Origin of the sequence: Nocardioides aestuarii, assembly GCF_039527245.1 — a bacterium.
GTDB classification, from domain to species: domain Bacteria; phylum Actinomycetota; class Actinomycetes; order Propionibacteriales; family Nocardioidaceae; genus Nocardioides; species Nocardioides aestuarii.
Map to the genome: position 1 here is coordinate 1637014 of NZ_BAAAJT010000002.1, position 17127 is coordinate 1654140.

Annotated in this window: 17 protein-coding genes; 8 read left to right on the forward strand and 9 right to left on the reverse strand. The window is 73.5% G+C overall.

Features of this window, described 5'->3' with window-relative positions:
* Positions 1–45: 45 nt before the first annotated feature.
* Together ABD091_RS08300 and ABD091_RS08305 are read left to right on the forward strand one after the other, a co-directional pair.
* Entirely contained in the window at positions 46–2076 is a 2031-nt protein-coding gene (locus ABD091_RS08300) for a sensor histidine kinase (protein ID WP_343917274.1), read from the forward strand.
* Complete coding sequence (locus tag ABD091_RS08305) at positions 2073–2735, forward strand: response regulator transcription factor (protein ID WP_343917276.1); 663 nt, start codon at positions 2073–2075, stop codon at positions 2733–2735. The genes ABD091_RS08300 and ABD091_RS08305 overlap by 4 nt, the downstream gene beginning before the upstream one ends.
* Here the strand turns inward: ABD091_RS08305 and ABD091_RS08310 are convergent.
* Positions 2701–3234: an AMP-binding protein gene (locus tag ABD091_RS08310; RefSeq protein ID WP_343917278.1), complete on the reverse strand. Its 534-nt coding sequence runs from the start codon at positions 3232–3234 to the stop codon at positions 2701–2703. The genes ABD091_RS08305 and ABD091_RS08310 overlap by 35 nt on opposite strands.
* A 32-nt stretch (positions 3235–3266) precedes the next feature.
* Here ABD091_RS08310 and ABD091_RS08315 point away from each other — a divergent pair, with 32 nt between their 5' ends.
* Positions 3267–4160: a cation diffusion facilitator family transporter gene (locus ABD091_RS08315; RefSeq protein WP_343917280.1), complete on the forward strand. Its 894-nt coding sequence runs from the start codon at positions 3267–3269 to the stop codon at positions 4158–4160.
* 103 nt (positions 4161–4263) lie between these two features.
* Here the strand turns inward: ABD091_RS08315 and ABD091_RS08320 are convergent, their stop codons facing one another.
* The 4 genes from ABD091_RS08320 to ABD091_RS08335 are packed head-to-tail and all read right to left on the reverse strand — an operon-like array spanning position 4264 to position 7532.
* Complete coding sequence (locus ABD091_RS08320; RefSeq protein WP_343917282.1) at positions 4264–5178, reverse strand: glutathione S-transferase C-terminal domain-containing protein; 915 nt, start codon at positions 5176–5178, stop codon at positions 4264–4266.
* Positions 5179–5196: 18 nt separating this feature from the next.
* The gene (hisC, locus tag ABD091_RS08325) at positions 5197–6264 is read right to left on the reverse strand and encodes a histidinol-phosphate transaminase (RefSeq protein WP_343917284.1); all 1068 of its coding nucleotides are present in this window, start codon (positions 6262–6264) and stop codon (positions 5197–5199) included.
* 35 nt (positions 6265–6299) lie between these two features.
* Positions 6300–6848 (reverse strand): VanZ family protein, encoded by a 549-nt coding sequence (locus ABD091_RS08330; protein ID WP_343917286.1) that lies wholly within the window; start codon positions 6846–6848, stop codon positions 6300–6302.
* Between the two features lie 27 nt (positions 6849–6875).
* Positions 6876–7532, reverse strand: a complete 657-nt coding sequence (locus tag ABD091_RS08335; RefSeq protein WP_343917288.1) for a DUF6281 family protein — start codon at positions 7530–7532, stop codon at positions 6876–6878.
* A 57-nt stretch (positions 7533–7589) separates the two neighbouring features.
* On the opposite strand from ABD091_RS08335, the gene ABD091_RS08340 reads away from it, so the two are divergent.
* Genes ABD091_RS08340 through ABD091_RS08360 form a run of 5 tightly spaced genes read left to right on the forward strand, consistent with a single transcriptional unit; the run spans position 7590 to position 11462 of the window.
* Complete coding sequence (locus ABD091_RS08340; RefSeq protein ID WP_343917290.1) at positions 7590–7970, forward strand: phage holin family protein; 381 nt, start codon at positions 7590–7592, stop codon at positions 7968–7970.
* Positions 7971–7981: 11 nt separating this feature from the next.
* Positions 7982–8473 carry a low molecular weight protein-tyrosine-phosphatase gene (locus ABD091_RS08345; protein ID WP_343917292.1) on the forward strand — a complete coding sequence of 164 codons (492 nt, stop codon included), beginning with the start codon at positions 7982–7984 and terminating at the stop codon, positions 8471–8473.
* Positions 8470–9333, forward strand: coding sequence for a fructosamine kinase family protein (locus ABD091_RS08350; protein ID WP_343917294.1), 864 nt, complete (start codon positions 8470–8472; stop codon positions 9331–9333). Before ABD091_RS08345 ends, ABD091_RS08350 begins: the two co-directional genes overlap by 4 nt.
* Positions 9334–9390: 57 nt before the next feature.
* Entirely contained in the window at positions 9391–10086 is a 696-nt protein-coding gene (locus tag ABD091_RS08355) for a response regulator transcription factor (protein ID WP_343917296.1), read from the forward strand.
* Positions 10083–11462, forward strand: a complete 1380-nt coding sequence (locus tag ABD091_RS08360; RefSeq protein WP_343917298.1) for a HAMP domain-containing sensor histidine kinase — start codon at positions 10083–10085, stop codon at positions 11460–11462. The genes ABD091_RS08355 and ABD091_RS08360 overlap by 4 nt, the downstream gene beginning before the upstream one ends.
* Here the strand turns inward: ABD091_RS08360 and ABD091_RS08365 are convergent.
* The 4 genes from ABD091_RS08365 to ABD091_RS08380 form a co-directional block, all read right to left on the reverse strand.
* On the reverse strand, positions 11459–12724 hold the full coding sequence (locus tag ABD091_RS08365) for an anthranilate synthase component I family protein (RefSeq protein ID WP_343917300.1): 1266 nt from the start codon (positions 12722–12724) through the stop codon (positions 11459–11461). The two genes, ABD091_RS08360 and ABD091_RS08365, sit on opposite strands and share 4 nt — an antisense overlap.
* Positions 12721–13302: an anthranilate synthase component II gene (locus ABD091_RS08370; protein ID WP_343917302.1), complete on the reverse strand. Its 582-nt coding sequence runs from the start codon at positions 13300–13302 to the stop codon at positions 12721–12723. The genes ABD091_RS08365 and ABD091_RS08370 overlap by 4 nt, the downstream gene beginning before the upstream one ends.
* Positions 13303–13333: 31 nt before the next feature.
* Complete coding sequence (locus tag ABD091_RS08375; protein ID WP_343917304.1) at positions 13334–15034, reverse strand: sulfatase-like hydrolase/transferase; 1701 nt, start codon at positions 15032–15034, stop codon at positions 13334–13336.
* A 74-nt stretch (positions 15035–15108) separates the two neighbouring features.
* On the reverse strand, positions 15109–17019 hold the full coding sequence (locus ABD091_RS08380) for an anthranilate synthase family protein (protein WP_343917306.1): 1911 nt from the start codon (positions 17017–17019) through the stop codon (positions 15109–15111).
* Positions 17020–17127: the final 108 nt, after the last annotated feature.

The window sequence follows — 17127 nt, forward strand, 5'->3', positions numbered from 1 at the left end:
GCGGAACCGCCCGCGCCGGCCGGGGGCTCGGTCCACAATGTCGCCGTGACGAGGGAGCGCTGGGCACCGCTGGTGCTGCCGGTGCTGTCCGTCGCGGCGTTCGCGGCGACCGTGGTGCTCGACCTGCGCGAGCCGCTTCCCGGGGGGCCGCCCACGGTCACCCCCGAGCCGGGCTGGATCTACGCGCTCAACGGCGTCGTCCTGGCCGTGCTCGCCGCGATCGTGCTGCGGAACCGCCCGGGCCACGGGTTCGGCTGGGCGCTCGCCGGCTTCGGCCTGTTCTGGGCGCTCGACGGCCTCGCGCAGGCCTACGTGCGGGTCGGGCTCTCGCCCGACGAGGCGTGGCCGGGCATGACGTTCGCACTGTGGTTCCTGCTGCGCGCCGGCTCGCTGCTGCCGGTGGTGACCGCGGTCCTGCTGCTGCTCTTCCCGACCGGCCGGTTCCTTCCCGGGCGCTGGGGTGTGGCGAGCCGGGCCGGGCTCGGCGCGATGCTGCTCGTCTGTCTGGCCCTCGTGGTCTCGCCGACGCTCCCGGGCGGCGCGCCGCCGGTGCCGTCCGGTGTCGACCTCACGCCGACCAGCATCCCCGTCCCCGCCGCGGTCACCGACGTGGTCGGGCCGCTGCTGCGGCCACTGGGCGTGATCGCGTTCCTCGTCGCACCGGCGACCGTCGTCGTCCGCTACCGCGCGTCCCGCGGCGCGGACCGCCAGCAGCTGCGGTGGCTGCTGTGGTCCGTGCTGGTGATGCTGCTCGCCGTCGCCGTCACCTCGCTGGTCGACGTCCCGTTCCTCGGCGTCGTCATGACCTTCCTGGTGATGGTGATGCCGGCCGGTGCGATGACGATCGCGATCGTCCGGCCCGACCTGGTCGCGATCGACGTCCTCTTCAGCCGCACCCTGCTCTACGCGTCGCTGTGGACCCTGGTCGTCGTGATCGACCTCGCCGCCCTGGCCGGGATCACGGCCGTCGTGGGCGACGCCCTCGATCAGCAGCAGGTCGTGCTGCTGGTGCTGCTGCTGACCGCGGTGGTCTACGCACCCCTGCGCGACCGCCTCCGCACCGGCGTACGCCGCCTCGTGCTCGGCGACCGCGACGACCCCTACGACGTGGTGGCCGGGCTCGCCTCGACCCTCGAGCGCACCGACTCGGCCGGCGAGCAGCTGGCCGCGGTGGCCCGGACCGTCGCGACCGCCTTCGGGGTCCGCTACGTCCGGGTCGAGGTCGACCGCGCCGGCAGCGAACACGTCGTCGCGACCCACGGCACCGCCCCCGCGGAGACCCGGACGCTCCCGGTCACCTACCGCGACCAGGAGGTCGGCCGGATCGTGCTGCCGGCGCGGGGACTGCGGTCGCGGCTGTCCGGCCGCGACGAGCGGCTGCTCGGCGACCTGGTCCGCCAGGCCGCGATCGCCGCCCGGACCAGCCGGCTGGCCGAGGAGCTCCAGGACAGTCGCGAGCGGCTCGTCGTCGCACGCGAGGAGGAGCGGCGCCGGATCCGTCGCGACCTCCACGACGGGCTCGGCCCCGCCCTGTCGGGCGTGGTGTTCCGGCTCGAGTCCGCGCGGCTGCTCGTGCCCCGCGACCCGACCGCCGCGGCCGACCAGATCGGTGTCACCACCGGCGAGGTGCAGGAGGTCGTCGCCGACGTCCGCCGGCTCGTCCACGACCTGCGGCCGCCCGCGCTCGACGACCGCGGGCTCGCGGGTGCGCTGGCCCAGCTCGCCGAGGGGCTCTCGACCGACGCGCTCGCCGTCACCGTCACGACCGGCGAGCTCGACGACCTGTCCGCGGCCGTCGAGGTGGCGGCGTACCGGATCGCGGCGGAGGCGCTGACCAACGTGGCCCGCCACGCGGCGGCCACGCACGCGTCGGTGACCCTCACCCGCGATGCCGACGCGCTCCTGGTCGAGGTGGTCGACGACGGCCGCGGCATCGACCCCGACGCCCAGGCGGGCGTCGGCATGCTGTCGCTGCGCGAGCGTGCCGCCGAGCTCGGCGGCACCACCGAGGTCACCTGTCCCCCCGCCGGCGGCACCGTCGTGCGGGCCCGTCTGCCCCTGGGAGCCATGCCATGACCGACCCCACTGCCGTGATCAGGGTCCTCGTCGTCGACGACCACCAGATCGTCCGCGACGGCCTCGTCTCGCTGCTCGGCGCGCTCGACGGGATGGAGGTCGCCGGGACCGCCGTCGACGGCCGCGACGCCGTCCACCAGGTCGCGGAGTCGGCCCCCGACGTCGTGGTGATGGACATCCAGATGCCCGGCCTCGACGGCATCGAGGCCACCCGCCACATCACCGGCCGCCACCCCGAGGTGCGCGTGGTGATGCTGACGATGAACGAGGACGACGAGACCGTGATGTCCGCGATCCGCGCGGGCGCGTCCGGCTACCTCCTCAAGGGGTCGGGGGCGGCCGAGGTCGTCCGGGCGATCGAGGCGGCCGCGGAGGGCGGCATGGTGTTCGGCGCGTCGCTGGCCGGCCGCGTGGCGTCCTACCTCTCCGGGCGCGGGCCCGCGCCCGAGGAGCACCCGTTCCCCCAGCTCAGCGAGCGGGAGCGGTCGGTGCTCGACCTGCTCGCGGCCGGGCGGTCGAACGACGCCATCGCTCGCGAGCTCTTCGTCTCGTCGAAGACCGTCCGCAACGCGGTGTCGTCGATCTACTCCAAGCTCCACGCGGCTGGACGGGCCGAGGCGATCATCAAGGCACGGGAGGCCGGGCTGGGTCGAGACTGAGGGTGGTCCCCTCGAGCAGCGGCGCGAGCAGGGCGCGGGTGCGCTCGTCGTACGGCGTGACGACGGCACCCTCGGCCTGGGGAGCGGGGTCGGTCCGGCCCGCGCGCAGGACGACGTCCCAGTCGTAGTCGCGGCCCTCGACGAGCTCCCGGGCGGCCCCCGGGCGCTGCTTGACCAGCACGACCGGTGCGTCCTGCCCCCCGGCACGGGAGTCGGTGACCAGGACGGCGGCCTCGCCGGCGCCGTAGGTGTGCTCGGCGCCGATCCGGGCGCACGCCAGGACCGCGACGACCAGCTCGACGGACTCGGGGAGCAGCAGGTCGACCCGGTCGCCGGGCGTCACCCCGCAGTGGCGCAGCACGCCACCGAACGCCGCCACCTCCTCCAGCAGGCGCGCGTAGGTCCAGCTGCCGTCGGCCCAGCGGACCGCCTCGGCGTCGGCGCGGCCGGCGACGACGTGGACGTCGAGGAGGTCGAAGCAGGTGGGGGAACCACTCATGGGGCCCAAGCCTGCCCGATACGCTCGAGACCATGGGCGCCGGGCACGGGCACGGGCAGCACGCGGGCGGTCGTCACCGCTGGCGGCTGGCGGTCGCGTTCGGCCTCGTGGGCTCCTTCTTCGTCGTCGAGCTCGTCGCCGGCCTCGTCGCCGACTCGCTCGCCCTCCTCTCCGACGCGGGCCACATGGCCGCCGACGTGGTCGCCCTCGGCGCGGCCCTCGCCGCCACCCGGATCGCGACCCGCCCCGACACGACCGGGCGGCGCACCTTCGGCTCCTACCGGGCCGAGGTCTTCGCGTCCGGCCTGACCGTGCTGCTGATGCTCGGCGCGGCGGCGTACGTCGGGATCTCGGCGTTCCGCCGGGTCGGTGCGGAGGTGACCGTGTCCTCGACCCCGATGCTGGTCGTCGGCGGGCTGGGGCTGCTCGTCAACCTGGTCGCGTTGGTCCTGCTCCGTGGCGGCGCGAGCGAGAGCATCAACGTCAAGGGCGCCTACCTCGAGGTCGTCGCCGACACCGTCGGCTCGGTCGGCGTCATCGTGGCCGGGTTGCTCGTCGCCCGCACCGGCGACGCCTGGTGGGACACCCTCGTCGCCGGGGCGATCGCACTGTTCGTGGCCGTGCGAGCCGTGGTCCTCGGCCGCGAGGTGCTCGCCGTCCTCGGCCAGCACGCCCCGACCGGGATGTCACCCAGCGACGTGGAGGCCGCGCTGTGCGGCGTACCCGGCGTAGCGACGGTCCACGACCTCCACCTGTGGACGCTGACGTCCGGCATGCACGTCGCCACCGCCCACCTCGTCGCCACCGGCGACTCCGACACCGTCCTCCTCGAGGCCGGCCGGATGCTGCGCGACGAGTTCGGGGTCGAGCACGCCACCCTCCAGGTCGAGTCCGACGCGCGGCACTGCTCCGAGCTGTCGTGGTGAGGTGCAGGATTCCCCTGATGGCCGGGGATTCCTGCACTTGTCAGGGGATGCAACCCCTGACAAGTGCCAGCTTCCCCTGATATCCGGGGGATCCTGCAGCTGCTCAGCCCCGCCCGTGGGGCTCCAGCCAGATGGCGGGGTCGGGACCGGCCGGGACGACACCGGTCGGATTGATGTCGTCCTGGACGACGTAGTAGTGCGCCTTGATCTGCTCGAAGTCGGTGTTGTCGCCGAAGGCGGGCTGCTGGTAGAGGTCGCGCGCGTAGGCCCACAGGTTCGGCATCTCGGTCAGCTTCTGCCGGTTGCACTTGAAGTGGCCGTGGTAGACCGCGTCGAAGCGGGCGAGGGTCGTGAACAGGCGGACGTCGGCCTCGGTGATCGAGTCGCCCATGAGGTAGCGGCGGTCGGCGAGGCGCTGCTCGAGCCAGTCGAGGGCCGTCCAAAGCCGGTCGTACGCCGCGTCGTAGGCCTCCTGGGTGCCGGCGAAGCCGCAGCGGTAGACGCCGTTGTTGACCTCGGTGAAGACCCGCTCCATCACCTCCTCCATCTCCTCGCGCACGTCGTCGGGCCAGAGGTCGGGGGCGTCGTCGCGGTGGTGGTCGGCCCACTCGTGGAAGAGGTCGTGGGTGATCCAGGGGAAGTCGTTGGTGACGACCTTGCCGGACTCGATCTCGACCATCGCGGGGACGGTGATGCCGCGCGGGTAGTCGGGGATCCGCGCCTCGAAGGCGTCCTTGAGCCGCGGGATGCCGAGGACCGGGTCGACCCCGCCCTCGTCGAGGTCGAAGGTCCACGAGTCCTCGTCGTGGGTCGGCCCGGGCGTGCCGAGGCTGATGACGTCCTCGAGCCCGAGCAGCTGGCGCACGATGATGGAGCGCGTCGCCCACGGGCAGGCCTTGGCCGCGATCAGCCGGTAGCGCCCGGGCTCGACCGGCCAGCCGTCCCGACCGTCCCGCGTGATCCGGTCGGGGATGTAGTTCATGTCCCGCTTGAAGTCGCTCTTCTCCACGTAGGGCATGACCCCATCATTTCAGGTTCAACCAAATCGGCGGGCGAGCTCGACAATCCGGTCGTTGGCCTCGTCCTCGCCGATCGAGACCCGGGCGCCCTCGCCGGCGAACGGGCGGACGACGATGCCGAGCTCGTCGGCCGCGGCGGCGAACTCGGCCGTGCGGTCGCCGAGCTCGAACCAGACGAAGTTGCCCTGCGGCTCCGGGACGTCCCACCCGGCCTCGCGCAGCCCGGCGACGACCCGGTCGCGCTGGACGACGAGGGCGTCGACGCGCTCCAGCAGCGCGGCCTCCTCCTCCAGCGACGCGACGGCCGCGGCCTGCGCGACGCTCGAGACGCCGAACGGGAGCGACACCGCCCGCAGCGCTCCGGCGATCGGCTCGGGCCCCACGGCGTACCCCACCCGGAAGCCCGCGAGGCCGTGGGCCTTGGAGAACGTCCGGGTCAGCAGCACGTTGTCGTGGGCGGCGTAGGTCGCCAGCCCGTCGATCGCGTCGTCCATCCGCACGAACTCGACGTAGGCCTCGTCGACGACGACCAGGACGTGCGGCGGCACCTTCGCGAGGAAGGCATCGAGGTCCGACTGCGACACCGCGGGCCCGGTCGGGTTGTTGGGTGTGCAGACGAGCACCACGCGAGTGCGGTCGGTGATGGCGTCGGCCATCGCGTCGAGGTCGTGGCGACCGTCGGCGAGCACCGGCACCCGCACCGACGTCGCGGCGGCGGCGGTCACCGCGATCGGGTAGGCCTCGAAGGAGCGCCAGGCGTAGACGACCTCGTCACCGGGCTCGCAGAACGCCTGCACCAGCTGATAGATCAGCGCGACCGAGCCGGTCGCGAGGGCGAGGTGCTCGGTCGGGACCCCGAGCTTGCGCGAGAGCGCGCCGTAGAGGTCGGCGTTGCCCATGTCGGGATAGCGGTTCATCCGCGACGCCGCGGCGTAGGCCGCCTCGACGACCCCCGGCAGCGGCGGGTAGGGGTTCTCGTTCGACGAGAGCTTGTAGACGGTCAGCCCCTCCCGCGGCGCGGGCGGCTTGCCGGCCACGTAGGTCGGGATCGCGGCGACGTTGGGACGGGGCTGCGGAGAAGTCACAGCCCGGAGGCTAGCCGGACGGGAAGGACGCCGCCTCAGCGCCGTTTCCACGGCCGGAGGACCAGGGCGAGCACCAGCCCCGCCCCGAACCCGATGGCCGCACCGACGACGTTGTCGACGAGGTCGGTGATGTCGCACGCGCGGTCGATGCGGGCGAGCTCGAGCTGGACCAGCTCGATGCCGAGGGAGTACGCCGCCAGGGCGAGCAGCCCGATCGGAGCCATCACCCAGCCGGCCCGCCAGCGGCTCACCGCGAGCACGAGGAGCGCGCCGGCCGGGACGAACAGCGCGGTGTTGAGCAGCCGCTGGCCGCCGGAGAAGATCCAGAACCCGTCGGGCGCCGGGCCGCCGTAGTCCATCGAGCAGGTGTCCGAGCGGGTCTCGGCCGGGACGGCGTAGTCGACTCCGTAGATGGGCACCAGCGTGACCAGCGCGATCACGACCAGCCACCAGGCGAGACCGCACCACGCGGCCGCCCCGACGACGCCCAGCCACCGCTTGAGGCCGGCGGCCAGCAGCGCGAAGAAGGCACCCGAGGCGAGCGCCCCGAGCACCATGCTCTCCGTGCCGCCGATCCAGTCCACGCGGCGAGGCTAGTGGCCGCGACGACGTCAGGAGACCAGGTCGTAGCCCGTGGCGCGGTAGCGCGGGCCGTCGCACGTCACCGTGACCGCCAGCAGCGCGCGCGTGGACCAGAGCGCCCGCTCGGCGTCCTCCTGGTCGAGGGCGGGCTCGGCGCCACCGTCGTCGACGACCCGCAGCGTCCACCGCTCGAGGGCGGGCGGGTTGTCGTGACCGGGCTCGACCCGCAGGGTCAGCGTCAGCGGGGTCCGGAGGTCGCCGTCGAACCGCGGCTCCTTCTCGGTCCGCACCCCGAGCCACGTTCCGGTGAGGGTGGTCGGTTCGCGCTGGTCGCAGGCGGGCCTGCCCCACCAGGCGTCGGCGGAGGCCGGCAGGTCCTCGCCCTGTCGCACGGCCAGGTCTCCGGCGACCCACACGGCCACCGACATGGGGACGCCCTCGATCTCCTGGACCTCGACCTCCTCGCCGGGCGGGTCCTCGTCCGCCCCGGTGTCGTTGCAGCCGGGGAGCACGCCCGTGGCCGTGCGCCCGGTCAGCTCCGGTTCCCGGTCGGGCGTGCCGCGCGGTGCGGACTCGTAGCGGGCACCGTCGTAGTCGACGACGAGGACGCAGGAGGCCTCGGACTCACCACCGACGCGGCAGCCGGCGAGCACCAGCACCGCCAGGAGCACCCCCAGGACCTTCATGCAGGTAGGACGCACGGCGGACCGGACCGGTTCCCCGTGCCTCACTACGCTGGCGGCATGAAGCTGATCATCTGGCTGCTCACCAACGTCCTCGCCGTGTGGGTCGCCGCGTGGATCGTGCCCGGGATCCACTTCGAGGGGCAGAACCAGGGCCTCGCAGACTACTGGCCGACGCTGGTCGGCGTCGGCGTCATCCTCGGGCTGGTCTCGAGCCTGGTGAAGCCGGTCGTGAAGTTCCTGTCCTTCCCGATCGTGATCCTCACCCTCGGCCTGTTCCTGTGGGTCATCAACGCCCTGATGCTCGAGCTCACCGGCTGGCTCGCGGGCCAGCTCGACCTCGGCTTCCGGGTCGGCGACTTCTTCTGGTCCGCGCTGCTCGGCGCACTGGTCATCAGCCTCGTCAACTGGGGCGTCGCGACCGTCACGGACCGCGACTGAGGCCGCGACCGATGCTCCCCGCTCCGCGGACCGAGGGCCGCTACGCCGTCGCGCTGGTCTGCCTCGGCAACATCTGCCGCTCCCCGATGGCCCACGTGGTGCTGGAGCAGCGGCTCGCCGACGCCGGTCTCGACGACCGGGTGACCGTCGCGAGCTCCGGCACGGGCGGCTGGCACGAGGGCGACCCGATGGACCGCCGCGCGGCCGCCACGCTCGACGCCGCGGGCTACGACCCGAGCCGTCACCGCGCGCGCACCTTCGACAGCTCCTGGCACCGCGACCACGACCTGGTGCTGGTCATGGACGAGGACAACCTGCGTGACGTCGGCGGTCCGGGCGACCGGACCCGGATGTTCCGCGACCTCGACCCGGTCGATCCCGGCGCCGCCGTGCCCGACCCGTACTACGGTGGGGACGACGGGTTCGAGGAGGTGCTGCGCATGGTCGAGCGCACGACCGACGCGCTGGTGGCCGAGCTCCACCGGGTCCCGGGGCTCTCATGACCCGGCTGCCGCTCATCGCCCGCCGCGCCGAGGAGCTGCTCGACGCCCAGGTCATCGCGACGGCGCCGGTCGCCGGCGGCGACATCTCGACCGCGACCCGGCTGCGGCTCTCCGACGGCACGACCGCACTGGTCAAGACCCACCACCAGGCGCCCGACGGCTTCTTCGACGCCGAGGCCCGCGGGCTCGCGTGGCTCGACGAGGCCCACGCGGACGGCGGGGTCGCCGTCCCCGACGTCCTCGCCCACGACCACGAGTGCCTGATCCTGCGCTGGGTCGAGCCCGGGAAGCCGACCGCCGACGCGGCCGCGGCGTTCGGGACGGCGCTCGCCCGCACCCACCGCGCCGGCGCCGAGCAGTTCGGCGGGGGGACCGAGGGGTTCATCGGCCGGCTCCCGCTCCCCAACCGGACCGCCCCGACCTGGCCGGAGTTCTACGCCACCCGCCGGTTGCTGCCCTACCTCAAGCTCGCGCGCGACCGCGGCGCGATCACCGAGGACGACGCCGCCGCGGTCGAGGGCGTCGTACGGCGGCTGGAGGGGCTGCTGCCCGACGAGCCGCCCGCCCGGCTCCACGGCGACCTGTGGAACGGCAACGTGCTGTGGGCGCTCGACGGCAGCTGCCGGGTCATCGACCCGGCGGCCTACGGCGGCCATCGCGAGGTCGACCTCGCGATGCTGTCGCTCTTCGGCCTGCCCCACCTCCAGCGCGTGCTCGACGCCTACGACGAGGAGGCTCCGCTGGCCGACGGCTGGCGCGACCGGCTCGGTGTCCACCAGCTCTTCCCGCTGCTGGTCCACGCCTGCCTCTTCGGCGGCGGCTACGGCGCCCGCGCCGCCGACACCGCCCGTCGCGTCTGACCTCCGGGCCGAGTCGAGTCTCAGCCGCGACTCAGGGAGGGCTGGCAGAGTAGGCCCGTGAGCCTCGCCCCCCGTCCCCGCGTCCTCGTCGTCGACGACGACAAGGCGGTGCGGGAGTCGCTGCGGCGCTCGCTCGAGTTCAACGGCTACGACGTGGCGCTGGCGGCCGACGGGGCCGAGGCACTGGCGGGGATCGGCGGCAGCCACCCCGACGTCGTCGTCATGGACGTGATGATGCCGAGGCTCGACGGGCTCGAGACGACGCGCGCGATGCGCCAGGCCGGCCACGACGTCCCGATCCTCGTCCTCACCGCCCGCGACGCGGTCGGCGACCGGGTCGAGGGCCTCGACGCCGGGGCGGACGACTACCTCACCAAGCCCTTCGCCCTCGCCGAGCTGCTCGCCCGGCTGCGGGCGCTGCTGCGCCGGGTGGTGCCGGAGGAGGCCGAGGACGAGGTCCTCTCCTTCGCCGACCTGACGATGGACGTGGCGACCCGCGAGGTCCGCCGCGGCGACCGCCAGATCGAGCTGACCCGGACCGAGTTCACGCTGCTGGAGATGTTCCTGCGCCGGCCCCGCCGCGTCCTCGAGCGCTCGTTCATCCTCGAGGAGGTCTGGGGCTACGACTTCCCCACGACCGCCAACTCGCTCGAGGTCTACGTCGGCTACCTGCGCCGCAAGACCGAGGCCGAGGGCGAGGCGCGGCTGATCCACACCGTGCGCGGCGTCGGCTACGTCCTGAAGAGCGCATGATCCCGCCGGCCGCTCCGGTCGGCGAGCAGAGCCGCTGGCACTACCGCCGGTCCCTGGCCAGCCGCGTCATCGTCCTGACGACCATGGCCGTCGGCATCGCGGTCGCCGCGATCGCCTTCGCGTCCTTCCTGACCGCACGGATGCAGATGCAGGCGACGCTCGACGAGTCGTTGATCTCGCGGGCCTACAAGGTCGCCGCCGGCATCCGGATCGACTCGGGCGTGCCGGCCTGGGCCCTGCAGGCGACGGACGTCGAGATCCTCTACATGACCTCCGACGCCCGTTACGTCTCCTTCGACCAGGACTCGAAGATCAACCTCGGCGCCCCGGAGTACGCCGTCGCCAGCGGCGTGAAGGACATCAGCATCCGCACCGTCGTCGCGAGCGACGGGGTCCACTACCGCGTCGTGGCGGTCCCGGCACAGACGCCCGGGCAGTCCGTGATGCTCGCCCAGTCCCTCGCGCCCCAGCAGCAGACCCTGGCCAAGCTCGGCGCGGTGATGCTGGTGCTCGGGGTGACCGGCGTCGTCATCGCGGCGGCCGCCGGCTGGCTGGTCGCGCGCAACGGCCTGCGTCCCGTGCGCCGCCTCACCTCCGAGGTCGAGGAGATCGCCCGCACCGAGGACCTCCACCCGCTGCCCGTCGAGGGGGACGACGAGATCGCCCGACTCGCCACGGCGTTCAACGGGATGCTGCTGGCGCTCGCCGCCTCGCGGGACCGGCAACGGCAGCTGGTCGCGGACGCGGGCCACGAGCTGCGCACGCCGCTCACGTCGCTGCGCACCAACCTCGACCTGCTCGCCCAGGCCGGCGCCGACCTGCCGGAGGAGGCGCGCACGGAGCTCATCGACGACGTCCGCGCCCAGATCGCCGAGCTCACCCAGCTCGTCGGCGACCTCGTCGAGCTCGCGCGCGACGACCAGCTGTCCCCGGTCGTGGAGGAGGTCGACCTCAGCGACGTCGTCGACCGCGCCCTCTCCCGCGTACGCCGCCGCGCCGGCGGGATCTCCTTCGAGGTCTCGCTCGACGGCTGGCTCGTGACCGGCGACGCCGCCGCCCTCGAGCGGGCGATCACCAACCTGCTCGACAACGCGGTGAAGTGGAGCCCCGCCGACGGGACCGTGACGGTGCGGCTCGCCGACGGCGTCCTCGTCGTCGACGACCAGGGTCCCGGCATCGCCGAGGCCGACCTGCCCCACGTCTTCGACCGGTTCTGGCGCTCGGAGGAGTCGCGCGCGATGCCGGGCTCCGGCCTCGGGCTCGCGATCGTCGCCCAGGTCGTCTCGCGCCACTCGGGCGTCGTCACCGCCGGCGCCGCCCCCGGCGGCGGTGCCCGCCTGGAGCTGCGGATCCCGGGCCGGCCGGCGACCGACTAGTCGAAGACGGCGCGGAGCCGCTCGGCCTTGAGCTGCGCCTCGGCGTACTCGCTCTCCGCGTCCGAGTGGACCGTGATGCCGCCGCCGGTGCCGAGCGTCCAGGTCCCGTCTCCGTCGGTCATCAGGCTGCGGATGACGACGCCGAGGTCGGCGCGGCCGTCGGCGGCGATCCAGCCGAACGCCCCCGAGTAGGCCGAGCGCGGCGTCGGCTCGACCTCGACGATGACCTCCATCGTGCGGAGCTTGGGCGCCCCGGTCATCGAGCCAGCCGGGAAGAGCGCCCGCAGCGCCTCGATCGTCGTCACGTCGTCGCGCAGCCGGCCGCGCACGGTCGTCACCAGCTGGTGCACGGTCTCGTAGGACTCGACCACCATCAGCTCCGGCACCTCGACCGTCCCGGGCTCGCTCACCATCGAGACGTCGTTGCGGAGCAGGTCGGCGACCATCAGGTTCTCGGCGCGGTAGCGGGGGTCGCTCGCGAGCGCGAACCGGTGGGCCTCGTCCTCCTCGGGTGTCGCGCCCCGCGGGGTCGTGCCCTTGATCGGCTTGGTCTCCAGGGCCCGCTCCCCGGTGACGAGGGCATAGCGCTCGGGGCTCGAGCTGAGCAGCCACGCGGAGGCACCCTCGACGTCGTGCTGCAGGAAGCCGGCGTAGGGCGCGGGGTTGAGCTCGCGGAGGCGGAGGTAGGCCGCGACCGGGTCGAGGTCGGACTCGATCTGCTCGCGGTGGGTCAGGTTCACCTCGTAGGTGTTGCCGGCGTGGAGGTGCTCCTGGACCCGGTCGAACGCCGTGACATAACTGGCGGGCGCGGGCCCTCCGTTGGTGACCAAACGGCGACCAGGAGGGGGTGCCGGTTGCTGATAACGACCATTCGGCGCCTGCGGAGGGGGCTCGTGGTCGAAGAGCCGGACGGTCGAGGGGCGCATCCAGACGGCGTCGGGGACGGGGCCGCCGGGGTGGGCGGGGAGGTCGGGGCGGGCGGCGTAGCCGAGGTAGCCGAACCACTGGTCGTCCGCGGACCCGGCCGCCAGCTCGTCGGCCAGCACGTCGAAGGGGTCGTCGCCGACCACGGTCGACGTCCCGCGGACGTGGCGCGTCACCTCGCGGCGTACGGCGTCGTAGGTCAGCGACACGTCGTCGTCCTCGAGCCAGCCGATGATCGAGCGACGGCCGGACCACTCGCGCGCCCCGCCGCCGTCGAGCCAGAAGCAGCGCGGGTGCCGGGCCGCGGCGTCGCGGAAGAAGGAGACCGGGTCGCTCATGACAGGAAGTTCCCCACCAGTGCGGCGCCGTGCTCGGAGAGCACCGACTCGGGGTGGAACTGGACGCCCTCGACCGGCAGCGAGGTGTGGCGCACCCCCATCAGCGCCCAGGCCGCCTCGGGGTCGGGGCCCGGGCAGGCCGCCGTCGCCTCCAGGCACGAGGGAAGCTCCACCCCGGCGAGCGAGTGGTAGCGCACGGCACGGAAGTGCTGCGGCAGGCCGCGGAAGACGCCCGCGCCGTCGTGGTTGATCCGCGAGACCTGGCCGTGGGCGGGGACGTCGCGGTCGACCGTCCCACCGAAGGTCGTCACGATGCCCTGCATCCCGAGGCAGACGCCCAGCACCGGGCGCGACCCGGCGAGCAGCACCTCCCGGCCGACGGCGAAGTCGGCCGCGACCGCCGGGTGACCCGGCCCCGGGGAGAGCACGACGTGGCTGTGGCGCAGCACCTCCTCGGGCGAGACGGCGTCGTGCTGCACCACGGTCGGCAGCACACCGGTCACGCCCGCGACGAGGTGCACCAGGTTCCAGGTGTAGGAGTCGTGGTGGTCGACGACCACGACGTCCGGTGCAGCCACCGGCACAATCTAGCGATCGGTCGTGCGCCGGTCAGCGCGACAGGGACCGGCACGACGGCGGGACGGGTTCGTCGCCCGTCACCCCGGCACAGGCGTCGAACAGCGCGAGCCGCCGCGACAGCCGGCCGAGCAGGCCGCGCGCCGCCGGGTCGGCGGCGACGTTGCGGCGCTCCCACCCCACGCGCCGGTAGTCGTAGAGCTCCAGCGCCGGGTCCACCCCCTCGACCGAGGGGTCGAGGTCGTAGCGCACGAGCAGCCCGTCGCGCGACCGCACCGCGACGTAGGAGGGGATGTCGTCCATCGTGCCGCCGGCGTAGGACGCGTCGGGATCGACGCCGAGGGTCGAGGCCCACGTGTGCTCGACGAAGGCGAACTGTCGACGGTCGGGTCGGCGGCCGACGAGGTCGGGCAGCAGTGAGGTGCCGGAGCGGTAGCGGGGTGACCTCAACCCGGCGAGGTCCTCCAGCGTCGGGGCGATGTCGAGGGTCGAGACCACCGACGTCCGCGTCCCCGCCCGCACCGACGGGCCGGTCACGACCAGCGGCACCCGGATGTCGGTGTCGAACGCCGTCCCCTTGCCGACGCCGAGCCCGTGCTGGCCGACGTGGATCCCGTTGTCGGACATCAGCACGAACCACGTGTCGGGTCCGGCCGCCTCGCGCAGCCGCCGGAGCATCCGGTCGATCGACTGCACCATCTGGGCCTGCGAGCGCACCACCGACGTCCCGTACGTCGCGTTGGGCGTCGAGTCCGGCCGCCACTGGTAGGCGGTCCCGCCGTCCGCGGCGACGGGCGCGTTGTCGGCCTGGTCGTCGCCCCAGCCCGGCAGGTCGTCGACGGAGAGGTCGCGACAGTCGACGAGGCCGCAGTTGCCGGGGCGACCGGGCGCCGGCCGGTCGCGGAACGCGGGCGGGAACCCGGGGTCGCCCGGGTAGTGGCCGACCGGGCCGACGCGCGAGTGGGCGGCGTACGGCGCGACCGTCAGGAACCAGGGCGTCCGGTCGTCCTCGTGGTCGCGGACGAAGTCGACGGCGCGGTCGGCGATGACCTTCCCGGCGTACGCCGCGTCCTTCTCCTCGTCGGTCGCCCACTCCGGCGGGGCGTCGACGTGCTCGACGAGCGGCAGCGCGTCGCCGGAGGAAGCGGACATGACGTCGAAGTCCCAGCCGTCATAGGCGCTCCCGAAGACCGGCTGCCACGACGTCCACCCCGGCGGCACCGGCGGGACCTCGCCGCCGGGGACGTACTCGTACTGGTTGAGGTACTTCCCGACGAACCCGGTCGTCCAGCCCGCCTCCTGGAGGGCGACGTTGACGCTCCGCTCGAGGTTGCCGTAGGCCTCGAACGCCTCCCAGCCGCCGACCGGCCCCACCGGGTTGGGGGTGTTGGCCGTGTTGGTGCGCACGCCGGTCTGGTGGGGGTACTGGCCGGTGAGGAGGCTGGCACGCGACACGCAGCACAGCGAGTCGGGCACGAACGCCTGCTCGTAGGAGGCGCCGGCGCGGACCATCCGCCGCACCTCGGGCATCGTGTCGACCAGCCACGCGGGCACGTCGTCCATGACGACGAGGACGACGTCGGGATCGGGGGCCTGGCGCACCGGACGCGGCTCGCCCCGGTCGGGCGGCGCGACCACGCGGGGCGGGTCCGCGGGCCGCGCCGGCTCGACGGAGCCCCCGCAGCCCGCGGTCAGGAGCGCCGCGAGCAGCACCGCACACGTGCGTACGCCCATCAGCCCTCCTGTGTGTCTCCCCTGCGACCGGTGAGACGCGAGGGAATCACGAAAGGTTGCCCGACGGGCGGAATTCAGTCCTCGACGAGGATGTCGCGCACCAGCTCGTGGAGCAGGTCGTGGCCGTGCTCGGTCAGGATCGACTCGGCGTGGAACTGGATCCCGCGGAAGTGCGGGCCCCGCACCAGGTGGACGTCGCCGGTCTTCTCGTCGGCCTCGACGCTCACGCCGTCGGGCAGCGCGCCGCGAACCCGCGCCACGAACGTGTTGTAGAAGCCGACCCGCTCGGTGCGCCCGTCGATCTCGACCGGCGACTGGGTGCCCTGGAAGACGATGTCCTTGAACTCCAGCGACAGCCCGAGGTGGTGGCAGAGCGCCTGGTGGCCCAGGCAGACGGCGAGGAACGGCTGCTCGCGCTCGAGGAGGCGGCCGACCGCGGCGCGCAGCGTCGCCATCTTCGGGTCGTCGCCATCGCGCGGGTCGCCGGGGCCGGGGCCGACCACCACGAGGTCGGCCCCATCGAGACAGCCGGGCTCGTAGGCGTCGTACCGGACGACGTCGGAGGTCATCCCCATCACGCCGAGGACGTGGCGCAGCATGTTCACGAAGTCGTCCTCGCCGTCGAGGATCCGCACGTGCTTGCCCTCGAGCTGCGGGTCGGGGCGGGTGCCGGCCTGGTCGGCGAGCCAGAAGGTCGAGAGCCGCCGGTTGCGCGAGCCGAGGGCGACCAGGACGTCGTCGTCGCGGGCCAGGGCCGCGATGTCGAGAGCCGGCACCGGTGGCGGCGGCACCAGGCCGAAGGCGCCGAGCACGCCGCTGGCCTTGGCGTGCGTCTCCGCGACCTCGTACGCCGCCTCGGAGTCGCGCACCAGGGTCGCCCCGGCCGTCACCTTCAGCTCCCCGGTCGGCGCGACGTCGGCGGTGCGGATCAGGATGGGGCTGTCCATCGTCGGCCGACCCTCGGGGTCGCGGCCGAACAGCGCCAGCGCCGCGCCGTAGTAGCCGCGCCCCTCGGGCTCGTACTCGGCGATCAGGCGCACGGCGTTCTCGACCGGCGAACCGGTCACCGTCGCGGCGAACATGGTGTCGCGCAGGATCTCGCGGGGGTCGCGGTCGCTGTGGCCGGCGAGGAGGTATTCCGTGTGGACGAGGTGGGTCATCGGCTTGAGGTAGGGGCCGAGCACCTGGCCGCCCTCGGAGCAGATGTCGCACATCATCTTCAGCTCCTCGTCGACGACCATGAAGAGCTCGTAGATCTCCTTCTCGTCGGCGAGGAAGTCCAGGAGCCGTTGCTGCAGCGCTTCCGGGTCCGGGTCCGGACCGGCGTCGCGGCCGACCCGGAAAGTGCCGGAGATCGGGTTCATCCGGACGTCGCCGGCCCGGACGCTGACGTGGCGCTCCGGGCTGGCGCCGATCAGGTAGCGGTCGCCGGTGAAGAAGCAGAACGTCCAGTAGGCGCCGCGCTCGCGCTCGAGCAGCCGTCGGTAGACCGTCAGCGCACGCTCGGCGTCCCAGTCGGCGACGACCGCGCGGAAGTGGCGTCCGATGACGAGGTTGGCGCCCTCGCCCTGCCCGATCTCCTCGCGGATGATCCGGTCGACGACCTCGCCGTAGGCCGCGTCGTCGGTCTCGAAGCCGCCGCGGTCGGCCAGCTCGACCGGCACGTCGGGCAGCGCGGTCAGCAGGTCGTCGACGGCCACCTCGTGCTCGGTCTCGACGTCGACCACGACCAGCGGGGTCCCGTCGTCGACGGCCTCGAAGCCGCGCTCGCGGACCTGGCGGAACGGCACGGCGACCAGCCGGTCGGCATACCGCCCCGGCTCCGGCGGGCCGTCCTCCAGGGGGATGTCCATCAGCGAGGCGACCTCGCTGCGGCTGCCCCCGACCAGCCCCGCGGTGGGGGCGGCCTTGCGCCGGATCACCGCCCACGCCTCGTGCCGCCGGATCACCTCGAGGGCGTCACGGGCAGGCAGGGCGCTGGTCATGCGGAGAACCCTAGGCCCCGGTCGAGTCGTGGGTTGGTGACGGCCGAGTCGTGGATCCGTGACGCCGGGCGTGTCACTGGTCCGCGACTCGCCTGTCACCAACCCACG

What these genes read in the sequence shown, in the direction of transcription:
- ABD091_RS08305 (WP_343917276.1), top strand. Translation starts at nt 2,073, where the DNA reads ATGACCGACCCCACTGCCGTGATCAGGGTCCTCGTCGTCGACGACCAC.
- ABD091_RS08335 (WP_343917288.1), bottom strand. Translation starts at nt 7,532, where the DNA reads ATGAAGGTCCTGGGGGTGCTCCTGGCGGTGCTGGTGCTCGCCGGCTGC.
- ABD091_RS08345 (WP_343917292.1), top strand. Translation starts at nt 7,982, where the DNA reads ATGCTCCCCGCTCCGCGGACCGAGGGCCGCTACGCCGTCGCGCTGGTC.
- ABD091_RS08315 (WP_343917280.1), top strand. Translation starts at nt 3,267, where the DNA reads ATGGGCGCCGGGCACGGGCACGGGCAGCACGCGGGCGGTCGTCACCGC.
- ABD091_RS08375 (WP_343917304.1), bottom strand. Translation starts at nt 15,034, where the DNA reads ATGGGCGTACGCACGTGTGCGGTGCTGCTCGCGGCGCTCCTGACCGCG.
- ABD091_RS08340 (WP_343917290.1), top strand. Translation starts at nt 7,590, where the DNA reads ATGAAGCTGATCATCTGGCTGCTCACCAACGTCCTCGCCGTGTGGGTC.
- ABD091_RS08360 (WP_343917298.1), top strand. Translation starts at nt 10,083, where the DNA reads ATGATCCCGCCGGCCGCTCCGGTCGGCGAGCAGAGCCGCTGGCACTAC.
- ABD091_RS08350 (WP_343917294.1), top strand. Translation starts at nt 8,470, where the DNA reads ATGACCCGGCTGCCGCTCATCGCCCGCCGCGCCGAGGAGCTGCTCGAC.
- ABD091_RS08365 (WP_343917300.1), bottom strand. Translation starts at nt 12,724, where the DNA reads ATGAGCGACCCGGTCTCCTTCTTCCGCGACGCCGCGGCCCGGCACCCG.
- ABD091_RS08380 (WP_343917306.1), bottom strand. Translation starts at nt 17,019, where the DNA reads ATGACCAGCGCCCTGCCTGCCCGTGACGCCCTCGAGGTGATCCGGCGG.
- ABD091_RS08310 (WP_343917278.1), bottom strand. Translation starts at nt 3,234, where the DNA reads ATGAGTGGTTCCCCCACCTGCTTCGACCTCCTCGACGTCCACGTCGTC.
- ABD091_RS08320 (WP_343917282.1), bottom strand. Translation starts at nt 5,178, where the DNA reads ATGCCCTACGTGGAGAAGAGCGACTTCAAGCGGGACATGAACTACATC.